Origin of the sequence: Mycobacterium shinjukuense, from assembly GCF_010730055.1 — a bacterium.
GTDB lineage: Bacteria > Actinomycetota > Actinomycetes > Mycobacteriales > Mycobacteriaceae > Mycobacterium > Mycobacterium shinjukuense.
Genome location: NZ_AP022575.1, coordinates 2,614,195 through 2,640,107 on the forward strand (window position 1 = coordinate 2,614,195; position 25,913 = coordinate 2,640,107).

General features: G+C 66.5%; 19 protein-coding genes, 1 tRNA gene and 7 pseudogenes. 8 read left to right on the forward strand and 19 right to left on the reverse strand.

Annotated elements, in window-relative coordinates; translation table 11 throughout:
- Nucleotides 1–25: 25 nt before the first annotated feature.
- From G6N20_RS11785 to G6N20_RS11800, 5 genes and pseudogenes are all read right to left on the reverse strand, one after another.
- A pseudogene (locus G6N20_RS11785) lies at nucleotides 26–1,267 on the reverse strand (PPE family protein); the annotation flags it as partial.
- A gap of 287 nt (nucleotides 1,268–1,554) precedes the next feature.
- A pseudogene (locus G6N20_RS11790) lies at nucleotides 1,555–1,818 on the reverse strand (TetR/AcrR family transcriptional regulator); the annotation flags it as partial.
- 193 nt (nucleotides 1,819–2,011) lie between these two features.
- Nucleotides 2,012–2,560: a PPE family protein gene (locus G6N20_RS22240; protein WP_408632567.1), complete on the reverse strand. Its 549-nt coding sequence runs from the start codon at nucleotides 2,558–2,560 to the stop codon at nucleotides 2,012–2,014.
- Between the two features lie 87 nt (nucleotides 2,561–2,647).
- Nucleotides 2,648–3,889, reverse strand: a pseudogene (locus tag G6N20_RS11795) (PPE family protein); the annotation flags it as partial.
- Nucleotides 3,890–4,245: 356 nt separating this feature from the next.
- A complete protein-coding gene (locus G6N20_RS11800; protein WP_083052630.1) occupies nucleotides 4,246–5,394 on the reverse strand; it encodes an aromatic ring-hydroxylating oxygenase subunit alpha in 1,149 nt (382 codons plus the stop codon).
- Between the two features lie 159 nt (nucleotides 5,395–5,553).
- Between G6N20_RS11800 and G6N20_RS11805 the strand changes: the two are divergent.
- A pseudogene (locus G6N20_RS11805) lies at nucleotides 5,554–6,045 on the forward strand (proton-conducting transporter transmembrane domain-containing protein); the annotation flags it as partial.
- A 66-nt stretch (nucleotides 6,046–6,111) separates the two neighbouring features.
- Here G6N20_RS11805 and G6N20_RS11810 read toward each other — a convergent pair.
- The 9 genes and pseudogenes from G6N20_RS11810 to G6N20_RS11850 form a co-directional block, all read right to left on the reverse strand.
- Nucleotides 6,112–7,985, reverse strand: a pseudogene (locus G6N20_RS11810) (PPE domain-containing protein).
- A gap of 215 nt (nucleotides 7,986–8,200) precedes the next feature.
- Nucleotides 8,201–8,842: a TetR/AcrR family transcriptional regulator gene (locus G6N20_RS11815; RefSeq protein WP_083049892.1), complete on the reverse strand. Its 642-nt coding sequence runs from the start codon at nucleotides 8,840–8,842 to the stop codon at nucleotides 8,201–8,203.
- A 10-nt stretch (nucleotides 8,843–8,852) separates the two neighbouring features.
- Nucleotides 8,853–9,125, reverse strand: a pseudogene (locus G6N20_RS11820) (aromatic ring-hydroxylating dioxygenase subunit alpha); the annotation flags it as partial.
- Between the two features lie 54 nt (nucleotides 9,126–9,179).
- Entirely contained in the window at nucleotides 9,180–9,626 is a 447-nt protein-coding gene (locus G6N20_RS11825) for a hypothetical protein (protein WP_083049783.1), read from the reverse strand.
- A 2-nt stretch (nucleotides 9,627–9,628) separates the two neighbouring features.
- The gene (locus G6N20_RS11830) at nucleotides 9,629–10,885 is read right to left on the reverse strand and encodes a DUF58 domain-containing protein (RefSeq protein WP_083049786.1); all 1,257 of its coding nucleotides are present in this window, start codon (nucleotides 10,883–10,885) and stop codon (nucleotides 9,629–9,631) included.
- A gap of 7 nt (nucleotides 10,886–10,892) precedes the next feature.
- Complete coding sequence (locus G6N20_RS11835; protein ID WP_083049789.1) at nucleotides 10,893–11,861, reverse strand: AAA family ATPase; 969 nt, start codon at nucleotides 11,859–11,861, stop codon at nucleotides 10,893–10,895.
- A gap of 15 nt (nucleotides 11,862–11,876) precedes the next feature.
- Nucleotides 11,877–12,359 carry a hypothetical protein gene (locus G6N20_RS11840; RefSeq protein WP_083049792.1) on the reverse strand — a complete coding sequence of 161 codons (483 nt, stop codon included), beginning with the start codon at nucleotides 12,357–12,359 and terminating at the stop codon, nucleotides 11,877–11,879.
- Nucleotides 12,356–13,291 (reverse strand): DUF4129 domain-containing protein, encoded by a 936-nt coding sequence (locus G6N20_RS11845; protein ID WP_083049795.1) that lies wholly within the window; start codon nucleotides 13,289–13,291, stop codon nucleotides 12,356–12,358. The genes G6N20_RS11840 and G6N20_RS11845 overlap by 4 nt, the downstream gene beginning before the upstream one ends.
- Nucleotides 13,292–13,437: 146 nt before the next feature.
- Complete coding sequence (locus tag G6N20_RS11850) at nucleotides 13,438–14,073, reverse strand: TetR/AcrR family transcriptional regulator (protein WP_083049798.1); 636 nt, start codon at nucleotides 14,071–14,073, stop codon at nucleotides 13,438–13,440.
- Between the two features lie 44 nt (nucleotides 14,074–14,117).
- On the opposite strand from G6N20_RS11850, the gene G6N20_RS11855 reads away from it, so the two are divergent.
- Genes G6N20_RS11855 through G6N20_RS11865 form a run of 3 tightly spaced genes read left to right on the forward strand, consistent with a single transcriptional unit; the run spans nucleotide 14,118 to nucleotide 17,758 of the window.
- Nucleotides 14,118–15,254: a phosphotransferase family protein gene (locus G6N20_RS11855; RefSeq protein WP_083049815.1), complete on the forward strand. Its 1,137-nt coding sequence runs from the start codon at nucleotides 14,118–14,120 to the stop codon at nucleotides 15,252–15,254.
- Entirely contained in the window at nucleotides 15,254–16,369 is a 1,116-nt protein-coding gene (locus tag G6N20_RS11860) for a hypothetical protein (protein ID WP_083049817.1), read from the forward strand. The genes G6N20_RS11855 and G6N20_RS11860 overlap by 1 nt, the downstream gene beginning before the upstream one ends.
- A gap of 60 nt (nucleotides 16,370–16,429) precedes the next feature.
- Nucleotides 16,430–17,758: a flavin monoamine oxidase family protein gene (locus G6N20_RS11865; protein ID WP_083049819.1), complete on the forward strand. Its 1,329-nt coding sequence runs from the start codon at nucleotides 16,430–16,432 to the stop codon at nucleotides 17,756–17,758.
- On the opposite strand, the gene G6N20_RS11870 is transcribed toward G6N20_RS11865, so the two are convergent.
- The gene (locus G6N20_RS11870) at nucleotides 17,753–18,727 is read right to left on the reverse strand and encodes an alpha/beta fold hydrolase (RefSeq protein ID WP_083049821.1); all 975 of its coding nucleotides are present in this window, start codon (nucleotides 18,725–18,727) and stop codon (nucleotides 17,753–17,755) included. The two genes, G6N20_RS11865 and G6N20_RS11870, sit on opposite strands and share 6 nt — an antisense overlap.
- Before the next feature lie 120 nt (nucleotides 18,728–18,847).
- On the opposite strand from G6N20_RS11870, the gene G6N20_RS11875 reads away from it, so the two are divergent.
- A complete protein-coding gene (locus G6N20_RS11875; protein ID WP_372516320.1) occupies nucleotides 18,848–19,087 on the forward strand; it encodes an FAD-dependent oxidoreductase in 240 nt (79 codons plus the stop codon).
- Here the strand turns inward: G6N20_RS11875 and G6N20_RS11880 are convergent.
- On the reverse strand, nucleotides 19,071–19,763 hold the full coding sequence (locus tag G6N20_RS11880; protein ID WP_083049894.1) for a potassium channel family protein: 693 nt from the start codon (nucleotides 19,761–19,763) through the stop codon (nucleotides 19,071–19,073). The genes G6N20_RS11875 and G6N20_RS11880 overlap by 17 nt on opposite strands.
- A 135-nt stretch (nucleotides 19,764–19,898) precedes the next feature.
- Between G6N20_RS11880 and G6N20_RS11885 the strand changes: the two genes are divergently transcribed.
- Nucleotides 19,899–21,395: a potassium/proton antiporter gene (locus G6N20_RS11885; protein ID WP_083049824.1), complete on the forward strand. Its 1,497-nt coding sequence runs from the start codon at nucleotides 19,899–19,901 to the stop codon at nucleotides 21,393–21,395.
- A 90-nt stretch (nucleotides 21,396–21,485) separates the two neighbouring features.
- On the opposite strand, the pseudogene G6N20_RS11890 reads toward G6N20_RS11885, so the two are convergent.
- Nucleotides 21,486–21,797, reverse strand: a pseudogene (locus G6N20_RS11890) (SGNH hydrolase domain-containing protein); the annotation flags it as partial.
- A gap of 115 nt (nucleotides 21,798–21,912) precedes the next feature.
- Between G6N20_RS11890 and G6N20_RS11895 the strand changes: the two are divergent.
- Both G6N20_RS11895 and G6N20_RS11900 read left to right on the forward strand, forming a co-directional pair.
- Entirely contained in the window at nucleotides 21,913–22,149 is a 237-nt protein-coding gene (locus G6N20_RS11895; RefSeq protein WP_083049835.1) for a hypothetical protein, read from the forward strand.
- Nucleotide 22,150: 1 nt separating this feature from the next.
- Entirely contained in the window at nucleotides 22,151–22,543 is a 393-nt protein-coding gene (locus G6N20_RS11900; protein ID WP_158084771.1) for a type II toxin-antitoxin system VapC family toxin, read from the forward strand.
- Nucleotides 22,544–22,676: 133 nt separating this feature from the next.
- Here the strand turns inward: G6N20_RS11900 and G6N20_RS11905 are convergent.
- Together G6N20_RS11905 and G6N20_RS11910 are read right to left on the reverse strand one after the other, a co-directional pair.
- Nucleotides 22,677–22,753, reverse strand: a tRNA-Met gene (locus G6N20_RS11905).
- 170 nt (nucleotides 22,754–22,923) lie between these two features.
- Entirely contained in the window at nucleotides 22,924–25,911 is a 2,988-nt protein-coding gene (locus G6N20_RS11910; RefSeq protein WP_083049847.1) for a UPF0182 family protein, read from the reverse strand.
- Between the last annotated feature and the right edge of the window lie 2 nt (nucleotides 25,912–25,913).

The following is a 25,913-nucleotide window of genomic DNA, read 5'->3' on the forward strand; positions in this document are numbered from 1 at the left end:
TCTGGTTGCCGCCGTTGCCGAAGCCGGTGTTGATCGAGCCGCCGTTCCAGAAGCCGGTGTTGACGTTCCCCGCGTTGCCGAAGCCGGTGTTGCCATCGCCGGAGTTGAAGAAACCCACATTCCCGTTACCGGAATTGAAGAACCCAATATTATTGTTCCCCGAGTTCCCGAAACCCATATTCCCGACACCCGAGTTCAACGCGCCAATCCCCACCAGATTATCCCCGGTGAGCCCAATACCGATATTGTTGTTACCGTTGTTGCCCAGACCGAAATTATTGTTACCCAGATTCCCAAACCCGACATTGGAAAACCCGTTGTTCCCGCTGCCCAGGTTGAACGAACCGAAGTTACCATTGCCGAAGTTGGTGCCGCCGACGTTGCCGCTGCCCCGGTTCCCATCACCGTCGAAGTTTCCAAAACCAAAGTTCCCGTTGCCTACGAAGTTCCCGCCGCCGAGGTTGAGATTACCGAAATTCCCCCAGCCGAGGTTGGTGTTACCGATGTTTCCGGAGCCCAGGTTGGCAAAACCGAAGTTCCCACCGCCGAGGTTCAGGTTGCCGATATTGCCCCCACCCAGATTCAGATTGCCGAAGTTACCGCTGCCCAGGTTCAACACCCCGGTGTTGCCCCCACCCAGGTTCCAGCTGCCGATGTTGCCCAGCCCGGTGTTGAGGGCCGGCGGGGTGAACTGGGCCACCGCGGCCACCGGCCCCGCGGCCACCACCTGACCCAACCCCGGCAACCCCTGCAGCAACTGCTGCCAGGACGGCAACGCCGCCGCCGCCGCCGACGCCCCACCGTGATAGCCCACCATCGCGGCCACATCGGCGGCCCACATCTGCTCATACAGCGCCTCAGCGGCCGCAATCGCCGGCGCGTTCTGCCCAAACAGATTCGTCAACACCAACTGCACCAACGCATTCCGATTGGCCGCCACCACCACCGGCGGAACCGTCGCCGCCCGCGCGGCCTCAAACGCGGCCGCCACCGCCTTGGCCTGCGCCGCCGCCCCCGCCGCCCGCGCCGCCGCCGCGCTCAACCACCCCGCATACGGCGCCGCCGCCGCCGCCATCGCCGCCGCCGCCGGCCCCTGCCACGCCTGACCGGCCAACCCCGAGGTCACCGACGCAAACGACGACGCCGCCAACCCCAACTCATCAGCCAACCCACCCCAGGCCGCCGCCGCCGTCAACATCGGCGCCGACCCCGCACCGGTAAACATCCGCAACGAATTAACCTCCGGCGGCAACACCGAAAAGTTCATCAGGCCATCCCCTTTCCGTAGGTAGTCACCAAACGTCCCTCCCCGGGCCGCAGCTCCCGCCCTACAGCCGGTCGCACATCATTCCACCCGTGCGCACAAACATTAGGCAAATCGTCGCGCGAACATCCGTATTTTTGGTCGAATCTTTGTGCATTTTGCCCAATCGACGCGCGCCGCGTTGAGCCCGTCCCGGACCCAGCCATCAGTCGCCGTGGCCCGTGTGGTCGAGGCCGGCCTGGGACCTGTGTCACAAGCCCGGCGGCGTCGGCACCCCGGCAGGATAGGGCTCAGCTTCCGGTGTTGGGCCGTTTCGTCGCGATGTGGAAAGCCTCAGCGGCAGAACGGATCTCGGCCAACCTCTCGGGATTCGACAACAGCGCGGTCATCGCGAACTCGACGATCTCGGCCGGGCTCACCGCAAATTCGGGCAGTGCCAGCGCGTCGAACAGCGCCTGCACCAACCTGGCGGCCGAAAGCGGATTCATCGCGCGGAGATCGCCCTCGTCCTGCCCGGTCTGGATCAAGCCGACGAGCGCGCGCTCCAACTCGGCCGGGGCCAGCACAGGGTAGAACTGACCACAATCGACGGGGGTGCCCAGCCCATCGGGCACTGAACACGCGAGCGTAAACCTGCACCGGGTAGGGTCGGGTTCGTGAGCCCTCATGCGACTGCTGCGCTCACGGCACTCCACCCTGGGCTCACCATCTGCCACCGGTGGCCAACACCCCAGCACGCGGGATCGTTTAGGGCTGGCCGAAGAAGCCCGCCTGGAAATCGCCCTGGTTGAAGCCACCCGAGTCGTTGTCGCCGGAGTTCGAGAATCCGGAGTTGAAGTTACCCGAGTGCCCGATGCCGGAATTAAACGTGCCCGAGTTATTCATGCCGGTACTGAACGAGCCGGTGTTGCCGAAGCCCGTGTTGAAGCTGCCCGTGTTGTTGAAGCCGACGAGCCCGACACCCATGTTCTGGAAGCCCGAGGTCACGGCGCCAATCGTGTCGACATTCTGGAAACCAGAGACACCGCCAAAAACACCCCCATTGGTGTTATAGAAGCCCGAGACGTTGGTGCCGGTGTTGCCGAAGCCCGACACCGTACCGGGCTGGTCGACCGCGCTGCCAATGCCGGTGTTCACATCCCCCGCATTGAACAGGCCGGTGTTGAGATCACCAGAGTTCCCGAAGCCGGTGTTCGTGTTGCCCGCGTTGAATGAGCCGGTGTTACCGCCCAAACCCAACACGCCACCGGCGTTGAAATCACCGGTGTTGCTGATGCCCGCGTTCCCGGAACCCATGTTGCTACTACCGGCGTTGCCGATACCCACGTTCTCGAAGCCGCCGTTGCTGAACCCGAAGTTCTGGTTGCCGCCGTTGCCGAAGCCGGTGTTGGACGAGCCGCCGTTCCAGAAGCCGGTGTTGACGTTCCCCGCGTTGCCGAAGCCGGTGTTGCCTTCTCCGGAGTTGAAGAAACCCACATTCCCGTTACCGGAATTGAAGAACCCAATATTATTGTTCCCCGAGTTCCCGAAACCCATATTCCCGACACCCGAGTTCAACGCGCCAATCCCCACCAGATTATCCCCGGTGAGCCCAATACCGATATTGTTGTTACCGTTGTTGCCCAGACCGAAATTATTGTTACCCAGATTCCCAAACCCGACATTGGAAAACCCGTTGTTCCCGCTGCCCAGGTTGAACGAACCGAAGTTACCGATACCGATGTTCGTGCTGCCGCGGTTGCCGCTGCCCAGATTTCCGCTGCCAACGGCGTTTCCGAAACCAAAGTTCCCGTTGCCTACGAAGTTCCCACCGCCGAAGTTCAGATTGCCGTTGTTGCCGCTGCCGAAGTTGGTGTTACCGATGTTCCCATTGCCCAGGTTGGCAAAACCGAAGTTCCCACCGCCGAGGTTCAGGTTGCCGATATTGCCCCCACCCAGATTCAGATTGCCGAAGTTACCGCTGCCCAGGTTCAACACCCCGGTGTTGCCCCCACCCAGGTTCCAGCTGCCGATGTTGCCCAGCCCGGTGTTGAGGGCCGGCGGGGTGAACTGGGCCACCGCGGCCACCGGCCCCGCGGCCACCACCTGACCCAACCCCGGCAACCCCTGCAGCAACTGCTGCCAGGACGGCAACGCCGCCGCCGCCGCCGACGCCCCACCGTGATAGCCCACCATCGCGGCCACATCGGCGGCCCACATCTGCTCATACAGCGCCTCAGCGGCCGCAATCGCCGGCGCGTTCTGCCCAAACAGATTCGTCAACACCAACCGCACCAACGCATTCCGATTGGCCGCCACCACCACCGGCGGAACCGTCGCCGCCCGCGCGGCCTCAAACGCGGCCGCCACCGCCTTGGCCTGCGCCGCCGCCCCCGCCGCCCGCGCCGCCGCCGCGCTCAACCACCCCGCATACGGCGCCGCCGCCGCCGCCATCGCCGCCGCCGCCGGCCCCTGCCACGCCTGACCGGCCAACCCCGAGGTCACCGACGCAAACGACGACGCCGCCAACCCCAACTCATCAGCCAACCCACCCCAGGCCGCCGCCGCCGTCAACATCGGCGCCGACCCCGCACCGGTAAACATCCGCAACGAATTAACCTCCGGCGGCAACACCGAAAAGTTCATCAGGCCATCCCCTTTCTTACATCACAAGCCCAACCGCAGGAAAAACTGTGGCATATCGTGACGCAAATCCCGGCGGTTTCCGTCAAATCTGTTGGCACTCCGGACAGATCGGCCTCGATACCGTTTACTTAAGATTACATCCTTGTTATTCTGCTGATGTGCCACCGCAACGCGCTCAACGATCAAGCGGCAGGTCGTCGTGGCCCCTTAAGTAAACGGTATTGAATTTTTTATGGCCTAGCCTCGATTTTTCATGCGGCCACCTCATGGAAATCGTGTGGACCGGGTTCGGGCCAGGTGGTGATGTCGATTGTGGCATGCGCGTGTGACAGGTCGCCGGCTGTCGCGCCGGTCGGCTAACCACCACCGGACCGGTGGCCAACCAGCGCCGCCGCCAGGTTGCGGTAGAAGGCCAGCATCCCGGGTTGTTCTTTCGGGCTGAGATGACCGCGCTGGGCAAAACGCGAGCCCGTCCCCAGCTGCACGGCCTCCAGCCCGAGCCGGTCTTCGTCGTTGATCATCGCGGTGAGCAACCGCGCCGTCTGGTCCCTGGCCGCCGGGTCGGCGGCCAGCTCGGGGGTGGTGAGCACGCCGCCGAGCACCTGCACCCGGTCGATGCTCTGCGGAATAAAGCCAAACCACACCACCCGCTCGCCGGCGGCCGCCAGCGCGCTGTTGGGAAACGTCCACAACACCGACAGGTTGGCCCGCTGAACCTCGTTGAGCGGCAACGACTTCGCTTCCGCGGGAAAGGCGAAGGGAACCCTGATGCGCAGCGCCCACGGTGAGTACTGCCGAACGTCCAGGTCGCCGCCGCCGGGCACCAACGGCTCCAGGGTCTGTCGATGGAGGCCGAGCACGTGGTAGTTCTCGTGGCCGTTTTCCGACGCCAGCTTCCAATTGGCCCGCCATTCCTGCGACCACGACTCGACCTGCACCATCTCTTCGAGCCGATAGCCGGCGAAATCCTCGTCGGCCAGATCGAGATGGGCCCCGATCGGCTCGGCGTCGCGATCGAGGTTGACCCACACCAATCCCTTCCAGGTTTCCACTGCAAGCTGAGGAAGCCGGCAATCCCTGGGGTTGAAGTCTTTGTTGCCGGCCATGTGGGGCGCCCCGCGCAACCGGCCGTCCAGCCCATATCGCCACAGGTGGTACTGGCAGGTCAACGCGTCGGTGCGCCCCGCACCGGTGTCCACCAGCGGCATCAGCCGGTGCCGACAGATCGGCGAGAGGGCACGCAGTTCGCCGTCGCCGCCCCGCACCACCATGACCAGCTCCCCCGCGATGGAAACCGCGACGTAGTCACCGGTTTCGGCGAGTTGGTCCACGTGGGCGACCAGCATCCAGGACCGGTTGAAAATCCGTTCCCGCTCCACTTCCCACAACTCCGATGAGCTGTAGGCGGCCGGCGGCAGGCTCAGCGCCGGTGGCGTGTCGGCGAGGTAACCCCGCATGTCGGTCAGAATGTCTCCGAGCTCGGCTCGGTTATCAGTTGATAACATGATGCCAGGTTATCATTCGATAACCACCTGTCAAGGGCGGGCGTGGGCGCACCGGTGGCCGGTGATCAGCCCAGGTATGGGCGGGTGGCCACCCCGTAGATCGCCAGCACCCCCAGCGGCGCCACCAGCGGCAACCACGGCAGCCGCCGGGGAAACAACGTCGCGACCAACCCGGCGGCGCGTTCTGGTCGGCGTTACGGTTTCAGCGCGGTGGGCGCCTTCGCCATCGTGGGTCTGATCCGCAAGCCCGACGGGGTCGAGGACGCCGACCTGTCCCACTGGGCCGGGCTGGGTCAGCGCTCACCCATCGTGGGCGTCATGCTGTCGATGTTTCTGCTGGCCTTCGCCGACATCCCGCTCACGAGTGGCTTCGTCAGCAAATTCGCGGTGTTCAACGCCGCCGCGTCGGGCGGCGCGGTGCCGCTGGTCGTCATCGGTGTGATCGCGAGCGGGGTGGCCGCCTATTTCTACGTCCGGGTGATCGTGGTGATGTTCTTCACCGAGGGCTCCGCCGACACCCCGCAGGTGATGGCACCCGGTGTGCTCAGCAAGGCCGCCATCGCGGTGTGCGCCGCCGTCACCGTTGTGCTGGGCATCGTTCCACAGCCGGTGCTCGATCTGGCCGAGCGCGCCGCGCAGCTCATGCACTGAGAGCACGGCGGGTCCCCGGGCTCACTATCTGCCACCGGTGGCCAACACCCCAGCACGCGGGATCGTTTAGGGCTGGCCGAAGAAGCCCGCCTGGAAATCGCCCTGGTTGAAGCCACCCGAGTCGTTGTCGCCGGAGTTCGAGAATCCGGAGTTGAAGTTACCCGAGTGCCCGATACCGGAATTAAACGTGCCCGAGTTATTCATGCCGGTACTGAACAAGCCGGTGTTGCCGAAGCCCGTGTTGAAGCTGCCCGTGTTGTTGAAGCCGACGAGCCCGACACCCATGTTCTGGAAGCCCGAGGTCACGGCGCCAATCGTGTCGACATTCTGGAAACCAGAGACACCGCCAAAAACACCCCCATTGGTGTTATAGAAGCCCGAGACGTTGGTGCCGGTGTTGCCGAAGCCCGACACCGTACCGGGCTGGTCGACCGCGCTGCCAATGCCGGTGTTCACATCCCCCGCATTGAACAGGCCGGTGTTGAGATCACCAGAGTTCCCGAAGCCGGTGTTCGTGTTGCCCGCGTTGAATGAGCCGGTGTTACCGCCCAAACCCAACACGCCACCGGCGTTGAAATCACCGGTGTTGCTGATGCCCGCGTTCCCGGAACCCATGTTGCTACTACCGGCGTTGCCGATACCCACGTTCTCGAAGCCGCCGTTGCTGAACCCGAAGTTCTGGTTGCCGCCGTTGCCGAAGCCGGTGTTGGACGAGCCGCCGTTCCAGAAGCCGGTGTTGACGTTCCCCGCGTTGCCGAAGCCGGTGTTGCCTTCTCCGGAGTTGAAGAAACCCACATTCCCGTTACCGGAATTGAAGAACCCAATATTATTGTTCCCCGAGTTCCCGAAACCCATATTCCCGACACCCGAGTTCAACGCGCCAATCCCCACCAGATTATCCCCGGTGAGCCCAATACCGATATTGTTGTTACCGTTGTTGCCCAGACCGAAATTATTGTTACCCAGATTCCCAAACCCGACATTGGAAAACCCGTTGTTCCCGCTGCCCAGGTTGAACGAACCGAAGTTACCGATACCGATGTTCGTGCTGCCGCGGTTGCCGCTGCCCAGATTTCCGCTGCCAACGGCGTTTCCGAAACCAAAGTTCCCGTTGCCTACGAAGTTCCCACCGCCGAAGTTCAGATTGCCGTTGTTGCCGCTGCCGAAGTTGGTGTTACCGATGTTCCCATTGCCCAGGTTGGCAAAACCGAAGTTCCCACCGCCGAGGTTCAGGTTGCCGATATTGCCCCCACCCAGATTCAGATTGCCGAAGTTACCGCTGCCCAGGTTCAACACCCCGGTGTTGCCCCCACCCAGGTTCCAGCTGCCGATGTTGCCCAGCCCGGTGTTGAGGGCCGGCGGGGTGAACTGGGCCACCGCGGCCACCGGCCCCGCGGCCACCACCTGACCCAACCCCGGCAACCCCTGCAGCAACTGCTGCCAGGACGGCAACGCCGCCGCCGCCGCCGACGCCCCACCGTGATAGCCCACCATCGCGGCCACATCGGCGGCCCACATCTGCTCATACAGCGCCTCAGCGGCCGCAATCGCCGGCGCGTTCTGCCCAAACAGATTCGTCAACACCAACCGCACCAACGCATTCCGATTGGCCGCCACCACCACCGGCGGAACCGTCGCCGCCCGCGCGGCCTCAAACGCGGCCGCCACCGCCTTGGCCTGCGCCGCCGCCCCGCCGCCCGCGCCGCCGCCGCTCAACCACCCGCATACGGCGCCGCCGCCGCCGCCATCGCCGCCGCCGCCGGCCCCTGCCACGCCTGACCGGCCAACCCCGAGGTCACCGACGCAAACGACGACGCCGCCAACCCCAACTCATCAGCCAACCCACCCCAGGCCGCCGCCGCCGTCAACATCGGCGCCGACCCCGCACCGGTAAACATCCGCAACGAATTAACCTCCGGCGGCAACACCGAAAAGTTCATCAGGCCATCCCCTTTCCGTAGGTAGTCACCAAACGTCCCTCCCCGGGCCGCAGCTCCCGCCCTACAGCCGGTCGCGCACATCGCTGCGCCCGTGTGCACAAACACTAGGCAAATCGCCACGCAAAGATCGGTATTTTCGTCAAATCTTGTTGCATTTCGCAATCGGGACCCGGCACCTCGATCCCGCCCCGTACCGAGCCCCGGCAGGATAGGGCTCAGCTTCCGGTGTTGGGCCGTTTCGTTGCGATGTGCAAAGCCTCAGCGGCAGAACGGATCTCGGCCAACCTCTCGGGATTCGACAACAGCGCGGTCATCGCGAACTCGACGATCTCGGCCGGGCTCACCGCAAATTCGGGCAGTGCCAGCGCGTCGAACAGCGCCTGCACCAACCTGGCGGCCGAAAGCGGATTCATCGCGCGGAGATCGCCCTCGTCCTGCCCGGTCTGGATCAAGCCGACGAGCGCGCGCTCCAACTCGGCGACCAGCTCCCGTTCGGCGCGGAACGCGTCATGGTGCAGGTCCGGGGTGATCAGGATGGACACCAGCACATAGGGCGACGCCTGCAGATGCTCCAAGGATTCCCGCAGCCAGCGGTGCAGCTTGACGACCGCGGGAACCGGCAGCGCGTCGAGCTGACCGAACAGCTGCAGCGGCCACTCCACGGCAAGCCGGACCAGCGCCGCGAGGATGTCACGTTTGGCCGAAAAATGCTTGTAGATGGCCGGCTGCTCCACCCCCACCGCCGCGGCGATGTCCCGCGTCGAGGTGGCAGCATAACCCCGCAGGGCGATCAGCTCGGCGGCCGCCCCCAGGATGCGAAGCGCCGTGGGGCTCCACCGCCCGGCCTGCATCGACATGCCGGCAAGGCTAACCACCACCGGACCGGTGGCCAACCAGCGCCGCCGCCAGGTCGCGGTAGAAGGCCAGCATCCCGGGTTGTTCTTTCGCGCTGAGATGACCGCGCTGCGCAAAACCCGAGCCCGTCCCCAGCTGCACGGCCTCCAGCCCGAGCCGGTCTTCGTCGTTGATCATCGCGGTGAGCAACCGCGCCGTCTGGTCCCTGGCCGCCGGGTCGGCGGCCGGCTCGGGGGCGGTGAGCACGCCGCCGAGCACCTGCACCCGGTCGATGCTCTGCGGCACTCGGCTCGGTTCTCAGCTCCAGCTGTCAAGGGCGGGCGCACCGGCGACCGGTGATCAGCCCAGGTACGGGCGGGTGGCCACCGCGTAGATCGCCAGCACCGCCAGCGGCGCCACCAGCGGCAACCACGGCAGCCGCAGGGGAAACGACGTCGCGACCAACCCGGCGAAGGTAAACCCCGCGGCGCCCACAATGGTCGGCCAGCTCCTGACGACACCGGCGGACCCCGCTGCCGAATGCCGGCACACCAAGTAAGCCGCGGCGGCGAGTCCGGACAGCGCCACGAGGAAAGGTGCCGGATCGGAGAGCAGGATCACCGCCACCGACAGCAGCACCGCCAGCGTCGCCGCCGGGCGAAACACCGTCCCCACCCCGACGGCAATCGCCGCGGCAGCGCCCGCGACCACGGCCGGTCCATGGGATCCGGTGGCCGCCGACCCCACCATGAGCAGGCCGAACATCGTCGCCAAGGCGGCTCGGCTCCCACGTTGCCTGACGGACATCGCTACAGCCGCCGCCTGCGCACCCGATGGCGGCGGTCGGGCAGCGCGGCCATCGCCTGGTCCAACGGGCGATCCTGCGGCCAGGACAACACGTCAACACCGACGGTGGCCATGTCGCGATACATCGCCGAGCGCTGCAGCGCCCACATGCGCACCACCAGCGGTTCCTGCTCGTCCGTGAACGGAGCGCGATCGAGCACGTCGACGGCGACCACGACATGACCGCGTTTGCGCAAGTCGATGAGCGCCAGCGCGAATTCGGTGTCCAGCAGCGTGGAAAACGCGACGACGATCGCACCGGGCGGAACCGCGGCCCGCGGCGCCAACGTTCCGGTCGTGTTTTCGAAGCGGTCGCCGACCGCGAGCACGGTATCGAGCACTCGGTAGAACTGGCGCTGGCCGATGTCGGCGCCCAGCCACCGCGGGCGGTTGCCTCCCAGCGCGACGATCCCGGCGCGATCACCGTTTCGCAACGCGGTCTGCACCACCTGAGCGGCGCCCCGCGCCACCCGTTCGGTTGCCTCGGTGGCCGGGCCCGGCGGCTGCCGATACGTGTCGATCAGCACCACCACGTCGGCGGCACGATCGGTCAGCCGCTGCGTCACGTGCAGTCGGCCGCGGCGCGCACTCACCGCCCAGTTCACCGCGCGCAACTGGTCACCCGGGACATAGGGACGGATGTCGGCGTATTCCACGCCCGGGCCGATGTGGCGGGTGAGATGGGCGCCCAACCGGTCGAGCAACTCGGTCTGCGGGGTCGGCGTCGACTGCGGTGGGGTCAGTGGAAACACGATGACGTCGGCGGCGTCAGCGGTGCCGATCCCCCGCAACAACCCGCCGCGCGCGATCACCTCGACTTCGGCCCGGATGGGATACCGCCCCCAGCGTTGCGCCACCGCCGCAACCGTTTTCACCTGTCGAGCATCTGACTGCAGAACTTCGACCTGCATCCCATTCGGCGCTGAGACCGTGAGTTCGATCGTGTTGGCACCGGAATCCGTTGTCGCCCACACCTTCACGCGCGCTTGCTCGTTCTCGAAGCAGCGCTGCGAATCGGGCTCCCCGTGCACCCGGATGATCGGGACGGGCCGCTGCCAACTGATCGAGCTCAACACACCGAGCAGCGGCGCGGCGAACGCGATCAGCCGCCAGTGACCACCGATGACAGCGGCGGCCAACGCGACTCCGGCGCAGCTGGCCATCGCCAGCGTCAGCGGCGATGCCCGCCAGCGCAACTCGACGTCACGCGTTTGTATCACGGCGAGCTCATCGGGTTCCGCCGTTCACCCGGGGAACCGGCAACCGCCGCAACAATTCTCCGACGATGTCGGCGCCTTGAATCTTTCGCACCCACATCTCTGGGCGCAGGGTGATGCGGTGCGCGACGGCGGCGATGGCAAGCGCCTTGACATCTTCGGGGATCACATAGTCCCGGCCGAGTAGCAGGGCACGGGCGCGCGCGAGTTGCACCAAGTCGAGTTCGGCACGCGGACTGGCACCCACCGCGACTTGTGGATGGTGCCGGGTGGCGTTGGCCAGCGACACCACATAGTGCAGAACGTCCTCGTGCACCGTGACCTGCTCGACCGATTCCCGCATGGCCAACAGATCGTGCGCGTCCACAACCTGATTCACCGTCGGCTCGGCGGAGCCGCGGTCAAGCCGGCGGCGCAGCATCGCGGTCTCGTCGTTCTCCGTCAGGTACCGCAGTTCCAGCCGGATCGCGAACCGGTCCAGCTGCGCCTCCGGCAGCGGGTAGGTGCCCTCGTACTCGATCGGGTTGTCGGTGGCCAGCACGATGAACGGCATCGGCAGCTTGTGGGTTTGGCCGTCGATGCTCACCTGCCCCTCGGCCATCGCCTCCAACAACGCCGCCTGGGTTTTGGGCGGGGTGCGGTTGATCTCGTCGGCGAGCAGCAGGTTGGTGAAGATGGGTCCGGGACGGAACTCGAACCGGCCCGACTGCATGTCGTAGATGGTCGAGCCAAGCAAGTCGGCCGGCAGCAGATCGGGCGTGAACTGCACCCGGGTGAATCCGAGCCCCAACGCGGCGGCGAAGGACCGTGCGATCAGGGTCTTGCCGAGGCCGGGAAGGTCTTCGATCAGCACGTGCCCGCGGGCCAGGACCGCGGTGAGGATCAGCGTAAGCGCGGAGCGTTTGCCCACCACCACGCGTTCGATTTCGTCCAGCACCGCCTCACAGTGCGCGGTGGTGGTCGCCGCCGGCATCGTCATATCGGACCTGTCATGTCATACCTGTTCCAACTTTTCCAGAATTTGCTCGAGCACGGCGCGACCGGGACCGCGCCGGCGGTCACCGGCATCGGTGACATTGTTGGGGTTCACCCATTCCCACAGTTCGGCGCCGAACAACATTTCGCCGCTCGCGGCAAAGGCCTCCGGATCCTTGGCCTGCCTATGGCCGGTGGCGATTTCGAACCTCCGGGCAAGCATCGGGCGCAGATGCCGGTCCCAGTCCGCCCGGGTGGATTCCGACCGCCGGATCGTCGTCTCGGTATTGGCCAGCCATCGGCGCAACCCCTCCCCGATATCATCGGAGTCCGCCTCGGCCGCCGGCTCGCCGGCGTGGCCCAGCACCCGGCGGATGTTGAGCAGCACCAGGGCCAGGGCTATCCCGGACGCGGCCACCACAAACCGGCGATCTTGCAGTGCCAGCGCCAGTATCTGTATCCCCACTATGAGGCAAATGCCCAGGACTATCAGCCTTTTCACGCATGGCTCCGCGTGCGCAGGTCGTCGAGAACCAGGTGAAGCAAGCGCACCGCGACCTCACGATGTCCCTCGTTCATCACGTGCGGGCTAAACCGCGCCTCGGCAAACAGATTGACCAACTGAACGGCGTTATCGGCGTGCAACACACGGTGTTCGACGGCTCGGGCGAGAACCTCGGTGGGGGTGTCGAACTCTTGCGGGACCACGTCGGGGACCTTGGCCAATTCACATTCCATCGCCGCGTAACACGCGATGATCGCCGCGCGTGGTCCGCGGCTGGGGTCGGCCATCTCCGCCAGCCCGACTTCGGCCGCCCGCGCCAGGGTTTCCGACCGTGTCCGGCGCGCGGCGGTGTCGTCGTCGGTGAGCACGCCGGCCGCGACGCCGCGTCGCCGGCGCGCCGCGATCACCGCCCCCGCAATCACCATCAGCAGCAGCGGAATCGTGCTCGCAAGCAGGATTGCCAGCACGGCCCCGTTGTCGTTTTTCGGGACTTGCCCCGGCGGCGGGGTGGGTTCACCCACCGTCGGCGGCGGGCTCGAATCCGGCGTCGGCGCATCGGGACTGAACTCGTACGGCGTGAAAAGCCCGGACAGCAGCATCGCGATCAGCAGCCAGCCCAGCACCATCCCGAGTCCGATCAGCAGCACCCGCCAACTCGGTCGCGCCGTGCCGCGGCCCAGCAGGTCGGACAACGTCCCCGCACTGGGCGCCACCGCTCGTGGATCCCGCAACCGCGAAACGATCGCGAACGCCATCAGCGCCAGCGTCCCGGCCAGGGCCGCGACCAGGAAGATCAGCGCCGCCCGGCTGCCGCCCGCCTCGGCCAGCCGTGCACCGTCGTGAGCCGGAAGATAGCCGCGCAGCGCCGCGCCCGAAACGATCAAGAGCGCGATGAGGACGACGACGCGCCCCGTCGGTTTGCCGGACATCAGGGGACGACCATCGCAACGTTGACCAGGTTCCGGATCGGGGCGTCTCGCCTGGTCATCCGCCACGGCTTGCGGTCGCGGCAACGCCGCATCGAGGCAATGGTGCGCCCCATAGCCGAAGGCTAGCGGCGCCGGCCCACCGCGGTCTAGTCGGTGATCGGACCCTGCCGGGTGGCGGGTCGCCGCACAACCCCGTGTAGGACGATGGCGGTGGTCTGTTCCACCCAGGTGTCGTCCAGCATCTGGTCGGGGTACAACAGCATCCGCAGCATCGTGGCTCCGCCGATCACCTCGATCAACCGGTCCGGGTTGACGTCCGGGTGGGCCTCGCCCCGGTCGACGGCCTCGCGCAGGCGCACCCGCACCGCGGTGAACAGGTCGGCCAAACGCGCCAGCACCCGGGCGTTGAGCTCGGCGTCGGCGGTCATGTCGGCCACCAGACCAGGCAAGGCGGCCCGTACCACCGGGGTGGTGAACACATCGCGGGTGGCCGCGATCATCAGTGCGACGTCGGCGGCGATATCGCCGGCCGGCGCCTGCAGCGCGGTGGGAGCCGCCGGGAAGGCCGCTTCGTGCACCAGCTCGGCCTTGCTCGACCAACGCCGGTACAACGCGGACTTGGTGGTTCCGGCGCGTTCGGCCACGGCCCCCAGGCTGAGGTTCGCATAGCCGAGGTGCACCAACAGTTCCGCGGTCGCCGACAGGATGGCCGAGTCGATGCGCGGATCCCGGGGCCGGCCGGCTCCCGGGGCCTTGTCAACGCAGGACGGGTCTGCTTTCATAACGCTACCTACCGTATCGTAATTTCCGCGCAAAGGAAGCGCCCGTGGCCGATGAACCGGCGGTCCAGGATACTGCTCGCTTGCAGCGCTCGAGCCGTGACGTCACCACCCTGCCGGCGGTGCTGTCGCGATGGCTGTCGGGCGTGCTGCCCGGCGGCGCGACTCCCCAGATCACCCTGGGCTGCGGCGTGGACTCGACGGGCATGTCAGCCGAAACCATCATGGTGACCGCCCGCTGGCACCAGGACGGCCAACCGGTCGAGCAAAAGCTGGTCGCCCGGTTGGCGCCCGCTGCCGATGACGTTCCTGTGTTTGCGACCTATCGACTTGACCACCAATTCGAGGTCATCCGGCGGGTCGGCGAACTGACCGACATCCCGGTCCCCCGGGTGCGCTGGATCGAGACCACCGGCGACGTGCTGGGAACGCCGTTCTTCCTGATGGACTACGTCGAGGGTGTGGTGCCACCCGACGTCATGCCCTACACCTTCGGCAACAACTGGTTCGCCGACGCACCCGCGCAATGCCAGCGCCAACTACAGGACGCCACCGTGGCCGTGCTGGCCAAGCTACATTCAATCCCGAACGCGCAGAAGATATTCGGCTTCCTGGCCGAGGGACTCACCGGCGATACCGCGCTGCGCCGGCATTTCGGCTGGGTTCGGGCCTGGTACGACTTCGCGGTGCCCGACATCGGCCGATCACCGCTAGTGGAGCGGACTTTCCAGTGGTTGCAAGACAACTGGCCGCAGCAGGCGGCCGCACGTGAGCCGGTGCTGCTCTGGGGCGACGCCCGGATGGGCAACGTCTTGTACCGTGACTTTGCGCCGGTGGCGGTGTTGGACTGGGAAATGGTGGCGTTGGGTCCACGCGAGCTGGACGTCGCCTGGATGATCTACGCGCACATGGTCTTTCAGGAGCTTGCCGCTCTGGCGACGCTGCCGGGCCTGCCCGATGTGATGCGCGAGGACGACGTGCGCGCCAGCTACCAGGAGCTCACTGGCGTGGAACTGGGTGACCTGCACTGGTTTTACGTGTATTCGGGCGTCATGTGGGCGTGCGTGTTCATGCGCACCAGCGCGCGGCGGATTCACTTCGGCGAGATCGAGAAACCCGACGATGTCGAGTCGCTGTTCTACCATGCGGCCTTGATGAAACGCCTTATCGGAGAGGAACACTAATGCTCGGACCGCTCGACGAGTACCCAGTACATCAGGTTCCCCAGCCGATCGCCTGGCCGGGCTCCTCTGACCGCAACTTCTATGACCGTTCCTACTTCAACGCCCACGACCGCACCGGCGCCATCTTCGTGATCAGCGGCATCGGCTACTACCCCAACCTCGGGGTCAAGGACGCGTTCGTCCTGATCAGGCGCGGCGATACCCAGACCGCGGTGCACCTTTCCGACGCGATCGACCAGAACCGGCTACAGCAGCACGTCAACGGCTACCGGGTCGAGGTCATCGAGCCGCTGCGCAAACTGCGGCTGGTTCTCGACGAAACCGAGGGCATCGCAGCCGATCTCACCTGGGAGGGGCTTTTCGATGTCGTTCAGGAACAGCCGCACATCCTGCGGTCCGGGAACCGGGTGACGCTGCTGGCGCAGCGTTTCGCCCAGCTCGGCAGCTGGAGCGGGCTGATCGTCATCGACGGCGAGCAGATCACCGTCGACCCCACGACCTGGATCGGCAGCCGCGACCGGTCCTGGGGCATCCGGCCGATCGGCGAGCCGGAGCCGCCAGGACGGCCCGCCGACCCACCGTTCGAGGGCATGTGGTGGCTGTACCTGCCGATGGCGTTCGACGACTTCGCCCTGGTGCTGATCATCCAGGAACAGCCCAACGGATTCCGCTCGCTCAACGACTGCACCCGGATCTGGCGCGACGGCCGGGTCGAGCAACTGGGTTGGCCGCGGGTCACGATCCGCTACCGCTCGGGCACCCGAATCCCGACCGGGGCCACCATCGACGCGACCACCCCCGACGGCGCCCCGGTCCACCTCGACGTGGAGTCCAAGCTGCCGGTGCCGGTTCACGTCGGCGGCGGCTACGGCGGCGATCCGGACTGGTTGCACGGAATGTGGAAGGGTGAGAAGTTCGTCGAGCGCCTGACCTACGACATGACCGACCCGGCGATCATCGCCCGGTCCGGCTTCGGCGTCATCGACCACGTGGGCCGCGCGCTGTGCCGCGACGGCGATTCGGCCGCGGTGCAGGGCTGGGGTCTCTTCGAGCACGGCGCGCTCGGTCGCCATGACCCCTCGGGGTTCACCGACTGGCTGGCCGTGGCGCCCTAACTTTGCCCCCGGCAGCCCCCGAATTGCGGTTCACTAGAGGGCGTGCCACACCCACCGCGGATGGTCGACGTCGTCGTGGTCGGCGCCGGTTTCGCCGGGCTGGTCGCGGCCCGCGAGCTGACCAGGCAGGGGCACGACGTGCTGGTGTTCGAAGGCCGCGACCGCGTGGGCGGCCGCTCCTTCACCGCCAGCGTCGCCGGCCTGCCGGCGGATATGGGCGGCACCTTCGTCGGACCCACCCAAGACGCGGTGCTGTCATTGGCCGCCGAACTACACGTTTCGACCATCCCCACCCACCGCGACGGTATGAACGTGATCCGTTGGCGGGGCTGGGCGCGCCGCTACAGCGGCACCACCCCCAAGCTGTCGCTGACCGGGCTGCTCGACATCGCGCGGTTGCGCTGGCAATTCGAACGAGTCGCCCACGCCGTTCCGATCGCGACCCCCTGGGCTGCCCGCCGAGCGCGTGACCTCGACGGCCTGTCACTGGGCGACTGGTTGCGATCGGTGCGCGCCACCACCTCCTCGCATGACCTGATGGCCATCATGACCCGGGTGACCTGGGGCTGCGAACCCGAGGACGTGTCGATGCTGCACGCCGCCCGGTATGTGCACGCGGCCGGCGGCCTAGACCGGCTGCTCGACGTCGAAAACGGCGCTCAACAGGATCGGTTCTCCGGCGGCACGCAGCAGATCGCCCAACGGGCGGCGGCCGAGCTCGGCGACCACGTCGTGCTGAACGCTGCGGTTCGTCGCATCCACCGGCACGGTGCCGGTGTCACCATCACCTCCGATCGGGGCCAGACCGAGGCCGGGTTCGTCATCGTCGCGATCCCGCCGGCCCATCGTGGCGCCATCGAGTTCGACCCTCCGCTGCCCCCCGAGTACCAGGAACTTGCCAAGCACTGGCCGCAGGGCAGGCTGAGCAAGGCGTTTGCGGCCTATTCGACGCCGTTCTGGCGGGCCAACGGGCTCTCCGGGCAGGCACTGTCCGACCAGGGCCCGGTGTTCATCACCTTCGACGTCAGCCCGCGACCCGACGGGCCGGGCATCCTGATGGGGTTTGTCGACGCCCGCGCATTCGATTCGCTGCCCATCGACCAGCGCCGCCGCGACGCGTTGCGCTGCTTCGCGGCGCTGTTCGGCGACGAGGCGCTCAACCCCCTTGACTACACTGATTACCGTTGGGGCACGGAGGAATTCGCTCCTGGCGGTCCGACGGCCGCGGTCCCGCCGGGGTCGTGGACACGATATGGGCCGGTGCTCCGCAAGCCGGTCGGTCCGATTCACTGGGCCGGCACCGAGACCGCGGACGAATGGACCGGGTATCTCGACGGCGCCGTCCGGTCCGGTCAGCGGGCGGCCGCCGAGGTCAGCGCGCTGCTATGAGCTGATCCGGTGCGCCCGGGCGTGCCGGACGGCCACCGATTCGGCCAGTGCGCGCAGGTGACGGTTCACCTCGTGATGCTGCTCCAGCATGGCGCAGTGCCCGCCCGGCAGCTCGACGAGGTCGACGACATTGGGTGCGGTGCGCGCGATCCTGCGGGACTGGCTCATCGGCGTCAGCCGGTCACGCTGGCTGCCGATGACCAGGGTCGGCACCGTCAGACCATCCAGGTCGAGGTAGCGCGACCCCAATTCGTCGACGAGCATCTTCGCGCAGCCCCCGCGCCCCACCGGGGATGTCTGCACAAACAGCTCGTGGATCAGCCTCGCGGCACTCGGGTCGGCGTCGGCCCCGACCGCGAGCATCGCGACCAGGTAATGGCTCGCAATCCGGACCGCACCCGGAAGCGGAACCCCGCCAAAGGCGTTGATCAGGCTCCGGCCGGCCAGCACCCGAGCCGCCGACAACTCCCGCGGCACCGGCAGCAGTTTCACCTTGCGAACCAGGTCCCCGGTGGTCGTGTTGATCAGCGCGACGGCGTCGGCCCGCCGGGTGACCTTGTGGCGAAAGCGGTGCGACCAGGCGGCGATGGTGATGCCGCCCATCGAGTGTCCGGCGATGACCGCACGCTCGTGCGGCGCCAACGTCGCGTCTAGCACGGCATCGAGGTCGGCGGCCAGGTGCTGGAGGCTATAGCCGCCGCGCCGCGGCACACCGCTTCGTCCGTGCCCGCGATGATCGAAGGCGATCACCCGATAGTCGGCTGCCAGGTCGGCGATCTGATAGGCCCAGGCCCGGATGGCGCACACAATGCCGTGCGTCAACACGATCGGATAGCCGTCGGGCGGACCGAACACCTGGGTGTGCAACGGGGTGCCGTCGGCCGCCCGGACCGTGAGGGTGCGGCTGGGCGGCAATGCATCGGGCAGTTGGCAACGCGTCTTGCCTCGGGTGGACTTCCGAGCACTCATGGCCGCTCCCCCCTTGACCGCGGCCTCGCTGCCGCACCCTGGTTGTGCGCGAGTTTACCTGAGCGTAACGGGGAACCGATGGATATTCGCCGAAGAAATACCGGACAAAACCACCAAAAGATGCACGTTCGTGCCAGACGTGGGCGCCGGCAAGGCCGGGTTGGCCGCCGCCCGCGCCTTGCCGACGCGGGCTGGCCGCTGCGGTTGATCGAAGCCCGCGACCGAATCGGCGGCCAGGTGCACACCAACCGCGACCGGCGCACCGCGGGAGATGGGCGCCTCCTGGGCCACGACACCACCGGCGACCCGTTGACGGAGCTGGCCCGCAACGCGCCGCTGGGGATCACGCCTCCCGGCTGACCGGCGACCCCGGGGGGCCGGCGCCGTGGACGGCGGCCCGGATCGCGCGTTCGACGAGGTTATCCGCAACGAACAAGATCTCGTCGCCGGCCTGCAGCACGTCATCGGGTGCAGGAACGATGACGTTGTCGCCTCGAAGCACGGTGACCACCGCGCTGTTCGCCGGCAGGGCCAACTCGCCCACGCGCTGTCCGACCAGCGGATTGTCTTCGGGCAGCGTCAGTTTGGTGAGGGCCGCCCGGCCCGCGCGCAGCCCCATCAAGCGCACCAGGTGGCCCACGTCGATGGCGCCCTCGATGCCGGCGACCATGGCGCCCGGCGCCGAAACCGCCACGTCGATACCCCACGCCTGGGTGAACAGCCACTCGTTGCGCAGGTCGTTGATCCTCGCCACCACTCGGGGCACCCCGAACTCCGTCTTGGCCAGCAGGCCCACCACGAGGTTGGCCTTGTCATCTCCGGTCGCGGCGATCACGACGTCGCAGGTCTGAATTCCCGCCTCCTGCAACGACGCCAGCTCGCAAGCGTCGGCATTCAGCCAATCCGCGTCGGGCACGGTGTGTGGTTCGAAGTTGCTCCGTTGCCGTTCGATCAACAAGATCTTGTGGCCGTTGCCGAGCAACTCCCGCGCGACGGAGCGGCCGACGTTGCCCGCACCCGCTACCGCGATGCGCATCTTGCGTTTCGCCACCCCGTCATCTTGGCTCATCCGGACACGCACCGGCACCGCCCGCAGCAGCACGGTCACCGGGCGGTCGGGTACTGATTTACTGGCGGCACGCCGCCACCGTGATCGTGAGACGGGAACGCAATGAGCCTGCAGCAGCTGTACCTGGCGTTGCTGATCGGTGGCCTGGTGCTGCTGGCCAGCATCGTGGGGACCCGGTTGGCGACTCGCGTGGGGTTTCCCAGCATGCTGCTGTTCCTGCTGGTCGGTGTGGCCGTCGGCGAGGACGGACTCGGGCTGCGGTTCGACGATGTGCAATTGGCCAGGAACGTGGGCACGACGGCGCTGGCGATGATCCTTGTCGAAGGCGGTTTGACCACCCTGTTCGGTGACATCCGCAAGGTGCTGGCGCCCGCGGCCACGCTGGCCACCCTCGGCGTGCTCGGCAGCATGGTGGTCACCGCGGCCGGCGCGCACCTGCTGCTCCGCAGCGACTGGCAACTCGCGTTGCTGCTGGGTGCCATCGTGTCATCCACCGACGCCGCGGCGGTGTTTTCGGTGCTGCGGTTCCTCCCGCTGCCCCGCCGTGTCGCCGGACTGCTGGAGGCCGAATCGGGCTTCAACGATGCGCCCGCCGTGATTCTGGTGCTCATGTTCAGCTCGGTGCCCTTCGTGTTCGAGCCGAGGGCCGCGATCGCCGATCTGGTATTCGAACTGCTGGCCGGGTCTGCGATCGGTGTGACGCTGGGGTACCTTGGCGCCTTCGCGCTGCGCCGCATCGCGCTGCCCGCCTCGGGCCTGTACCCGGTCGCGACCTTCGGGCTGGGGCTGGTCGCGTTCGCCGCCGCGGGCGAGAGCCATGCCAGCGGATTCATCGCCGCCTACCTGGCGGCGGTGGTCCTGGCCAACTCCGGATTACCTCACCGGTCGGCGACTCGGTCGTTCGCCGAAGGGGTCGGCTGGTTGGCGCAGATCGGTCTGTTCGTGTTGCTGGGTCTGCTGGTGGACCCGAGCGAACTGACCGGCGACGCCGTGGCGGCGATCGTCGTGGGCCTCGTGCTGCTGCTGGTCGCCCGCCCGCTGTCGGTGGTGGTGTCGCTCAGCGGGTTTCGGGTGCCGTGGCGTGAGCAGATCTTCTTGTCGTGGGCGGGCTTGCGGGGCGCGGTCCCCATCGTTCTGGCGACTTTTCCGATCGTCGCCGGGGTTCCCGGCAGTCATCGCCTGCTCAACATCGTGTTCCTCTTGGTGGTGGTATTCACCTTGGTGCAGGGACCGAGCCTGCGCCCGATTGCGCACTGGCTGGGCCTGACTTCACGGGAGGCCACCCGCGAGATCCAGGTCGAAGCCGCGCCCCTGGATGTGCTGGACGCGGAGCTCTTGACCATGACCGTGCAGCCCGCGTCGCGCTTGCATAACGTCACCATCCTGGAACTGCGGCTACCCGACCCGGCAGTGATCACGCTGATCATCCGAGACGGCCACACCTTCGTCCCAACATTCGATACCCGCATCGAAAGCGGTGACGAGCTGCTGATCGTCACCACCAGCAGCACGCGTGCTGCGACCGAATCCAGACTTCGTGCCGTGAGTCGGCGGGGCAAACTCGCATACTGGTTCGACGAGTACGGCGAACCCGAGTGACGGCGCCTCTCCTCCGCACGACGAAGCGGCGATGCTGCTGGCTATGGCGTTGACCTGCGCAGCGGGGTGCCACCAACAAGCCGCAGGGCGTCAATCGTGGGCGAGCGCCCGGTCGGCCAACGCCACGATCGCCGGTGCCAAAAGCCGGGCGTATTCGAGCGTCAGGTGGCCCGCGTCGACATAGACCAGGGTGTTGCCGACGATGACCGGGCAACGGTTCGTGGTGCAGAACAGTTCGGTGAGGTCGGCGTATTGTCCGCCGCCGGCGTTGACGGCGGCGGACTCGGCCGCGATGCCGGGCTGCTTGAACGCGGTCAACCGAGGCGGCGAGCAAGCCGTCGCGTCATCGAGGTGCCGAGACAGGCAGTCCGGCACCGATGTGTGCAGATGCGGGAGAGGACCACCAAGCCGCCGACAGCCAACTGCCAGGCCCGGGTGGGCAGCGAAAAGAACGCCGCCGGCCGGCGGGCGTGTCGCAACCCGATGGCGGGCGCAGCCAGTGGGCTATAGTCAGCACATGCGACTGCACATTACCGTCGATGACGAACTCGTTGCCGAACTCGACCGGCGGGCCGGAAGCCGGCGGCGCAGCGCATTCATCACAGAGTTGATTCGCCGCGGCCTCGATGACGAGCGGCGATGGGACGACATCGAGGCGGCGCTCGGGGCCATCCCCGACGAGGGCCACGAATGGGATGACGATCCCGGCGAATGGGTCCGTCGGCAACGCTCCGACCGGCGTCGCGTCGGCTGACGTGGCAAGGATCCTGCTCGACTCGACCGTTCTCATCGACGCTCTGCGCGGCCGTCCCGCGAGCGAGCGGCTACGCGCTCTGCGCCGACAAGGTGACGAGCCGTGGACGTGTGCGATCTCGATCGAGGAGATTTGGCGTGGACTGCTTCCCGGTGAAGATGCCATAGCGCAACGGCTGGTGCACGGTCTACGGTGTGCACCGTTGGGCCCATCCGAAGGAATTCGCGCTGGACGCTGGCGCCGCCAGTTCGCCGGACGCGGGATCACCCTTCACCAGGCCGACTGCCTGATCGCCGCGGCCACCGCCGGCATCAACGCTCGCTTGGCAACAGGCAATCCCACCGACTTCCCCATGGACGACATCACGGTCGAACACTGGCCGGTCGGACGCTAAGGGCATGCTTGCCAGCGATCGCGGCCCGTCACCGCCGCGGACGGCGCACATCTGGTCGACGCCCACCCTCCCAAAAGTGCTCCCAAATGGCATGAAAACGGCCCTCGGAGTCTCCTCCGAGGGCCGTTTTCGCTGGTAGCGGGGACAGGATTCGAACCTGCGACCTCTGGGTTATGAGCCCAGCGAGCTACCGAGCTGCTCCACCCCGCGTTGGTAAATGCCAGGTTACCGAACGCTGGGGAACCGCGCCAAATCGCGGGCTCAGCGGGCTCAGCGGGGCCGCTGAGTCGACGAGCGTCCCCAAACTGCCACGATTAACGGCGTGGCGTTGTGCAGACACGGACGCTCGGTAACGCGACGGGCGGGCCTGGCCGGCGAGGCTACTTGGCGTTGTTGAACCGGGTGATGGCCTCGTCCAGCCGTTGCAGCGCCGACCCGTACGCGGCGAAATCGCCCTTTTTCTGCGCGTCACGCGCCGCGCCGATGGCGGCCTGAATCTCCTGCAGCGCGGCGGCCCTGGCCGCGGACAAGGTGACCGGCCCATCGGCTGGCGGTGGCACGGCCGCCGTCGGCGGCGGCGGTGTCCCCGGTCCGGCGGCCGGCGTGGGCGGCAGGTTGGCGGGCGGGTTCGGCGGCACACCGGCGTCGGTCGGTTGGATGCCGGTCGCGGTTTCACCCGCGCCGGGCCCAAACAACCCGGTGAGCGCGTCGCGCACGGTGGGTCCGTAGCCGACCTTGTCGTTGTACATCATCGCCACCCGGATCAGGCGCGGGTACGACGAGGCGGCGTCGCTGGCTCCCGGAGACGCATAGACGGGTTCGACGTAGAGCAGCCCACCCTGGCCCACGGGCAACGTGAGCAGGTTGCCCCACCGGATGCGGTTCTGGTTATCCCGCCCGATCACACCGAGGTCCTGGGACACCGCAGGGTCGGTGGTGATCGCGTTGTTGGCCAGTTTGGGCCCGTTGACCTGGCCCGGAATGGTCAGCACGGTGATCTGGCCGTAGGTCGCGGGATCGGAGCTGGCGGTGATATAGGCGGCCAGGTAGTCGCGCTTGAACCGATTCATCGCGCTGATCAGCTGGTATGAGGCCGAATTATCGTTCTTGGCAATGTTTTTGGCGACAATGTAATACGGCGGCTGGTAGCTGCTGGCGGTCGGGTTGGGATCCAGCGGCACATCCCAGAAGTCCGAAGTGGAGAAGAACGTCACCGGGTCGTTGACGTGGTACTTCGCCAGCAACATGCGCTGCACCTTGAACAGGTCTTCGGGATAACGCAGGTGCTCGGCCAGCTCGGGCGTGATGTCGCTCTTGGGCCGCACCGTGCCGGGAAAGACACGCATCCAGGCTCGCAGCACCGGATCTTTCTCATCCTGCTGGTACAACGTGACGGTGCCGTCGTAGGCGTCAACCGTGGCCTTCACCGAGTTGCGGATGTAGGAGACCTTCTTGTCGGGGGCCAGCCGATTGAACGCCACCTCGGTGGAGTCGGCGGTGGCCGACGACAGCGACGTCAGCTCGGAGTACGGGTAGTTGTCCAGCGTGGTGTAGCCGTCGATGATCCACACCAGCCGCTTGTTGACGATCGCGGGGTACACCGCGCTGTCGGTCGTCAGCCACGGCGCCACCGCCTCCACCCGCTGCGCCGGATCGCGGTTGAACAAGATCTTGCTGTTGGAACCAATCACGTTGGAAAACAGGAAATTTCGCTCGGCGAACTTCGCGGCGAACACGCTGCGGGATAGCCAGCCGCCGATCGGGACCCCGCCGCTGCCGGTGTAGGTGTAGTTCTTGGTTTCGGTGCTGGTCTCGTAGTCGTATTCCCGGTCGGCACCGGTCTTTCCGACTATCGCGTAGTCGGCCGGAGTATTGGAGATGACCGGGCCGTAGTAGATCCGGGGCTGGTCGAGCTGCGCGGGCCCGTCGGACACGATGCTGCCGTTGGCGCCGACGACGTTGACCAGAAACTGGGGATACCCGCCGTTCTGGTTGGGGTCATTGGCGATGCCCCGCACGGTGTTGGCCGGCGACGCGATGAATCCGTTGCCGTGGGTGTACACGGTGTGCCGGTTGATCCAGTCCCGCTGGTTGTCGATCAGCCGGTCCGGGTTGAGTTCGCGGGCCGCGACCACGTAGTCGCGCAGGTTGCCGTTGCGGTCGAGGTAGCGGTCGATGGACAACTGGTCGGGGAAGTAGTAGAAGTTCTTGCCCTGTTGGAATTGGGTGAAGGCCGGGCTGACGATCGTCGGGTCGAGCAGCCGGATGTTGGACGTGGTGGCGCGGTCGGCGGCCACCTGCTGCGCGGTCGCCTGGGCGTCACCGGTGTAGTTGCGATAGGTCACCACCTCAGACGTCAGGCCGTACGCTTGCCGGGTCGCGGTGATGCTGCGGCTGATGTATTCGCTTTCCTTTTGCGCGGCATTGGGTTTGACACTGATCTGCTCGACGATCAACGGCCAGCCGGCACCGACGATCAACGACGACAGCAACAACAAAACCAAGCCGATGGCCGGAATCCGCAAGTCTCGCAAAGTAATCGCAGAGAACACCGCCGCGGCACAAATTAGCGCGATCGCCATCAGGATCAGCTTTGCGGGCAACACCGCGTTGATATCGGTGTACCCGGCGCCGGTGAACGGCTTGCCACCTCGGGTATGCGACAGCAGTTCATATCGATCCAGCCAATAGGCAACGGCTTTGAGCACCACCAGCACGCCAACAAGGCTGATCAGCTGGATGCGCGCCGAGCGGCTCAGCGCACCGGTGCGTCCGGACAGCCGGATGCCTCCGAAGATATAGTGCGCCACCAGGTTCGCCACGAACGCGACAAACACCGCAACGAACAGGTAGCTGAGCACCAACCGATAAAACGGCAGCTCGAAGGCGTAGAAGCCGAGGTCCTTGCCGAACTGCGGATCCGTGATCCCAAAGTCGCCGCCGTGCAAGAACAGCTGGATGCGAACCCAGTAGCTCTGCGCGACGATGCCGGCCAGCAAGCCAACCGCCGCCGGGATGCCGAGGCCCACCAAGCGCAGCCGGCCGAGCACGACGGCCCGATACCGCGCCACCGGATCGGCGTCGTTGTTCGGGACGAAGACCGGCCGGGTGCGGTAGGCCAACGCCAGCCCGGCGAACACGATGCCGCCGACCAACAGGCCCGCCACCAGGAACACCACGATGCGGGTGACCAGCACGGTGGTGAACACCGAGCGATAGCCAAGCTCACCGAACCATAGCCAGTCGACGTAGGCGTCGATCAGTCGCGGTCCAGCGAGCAGCACCACGATCACACCCAGTGCGATCATGATCAGAATCCGGCTACGCCGAGTCAGTTTCGGCATCCTCGCGGCGGGCCGCATTCCCACTG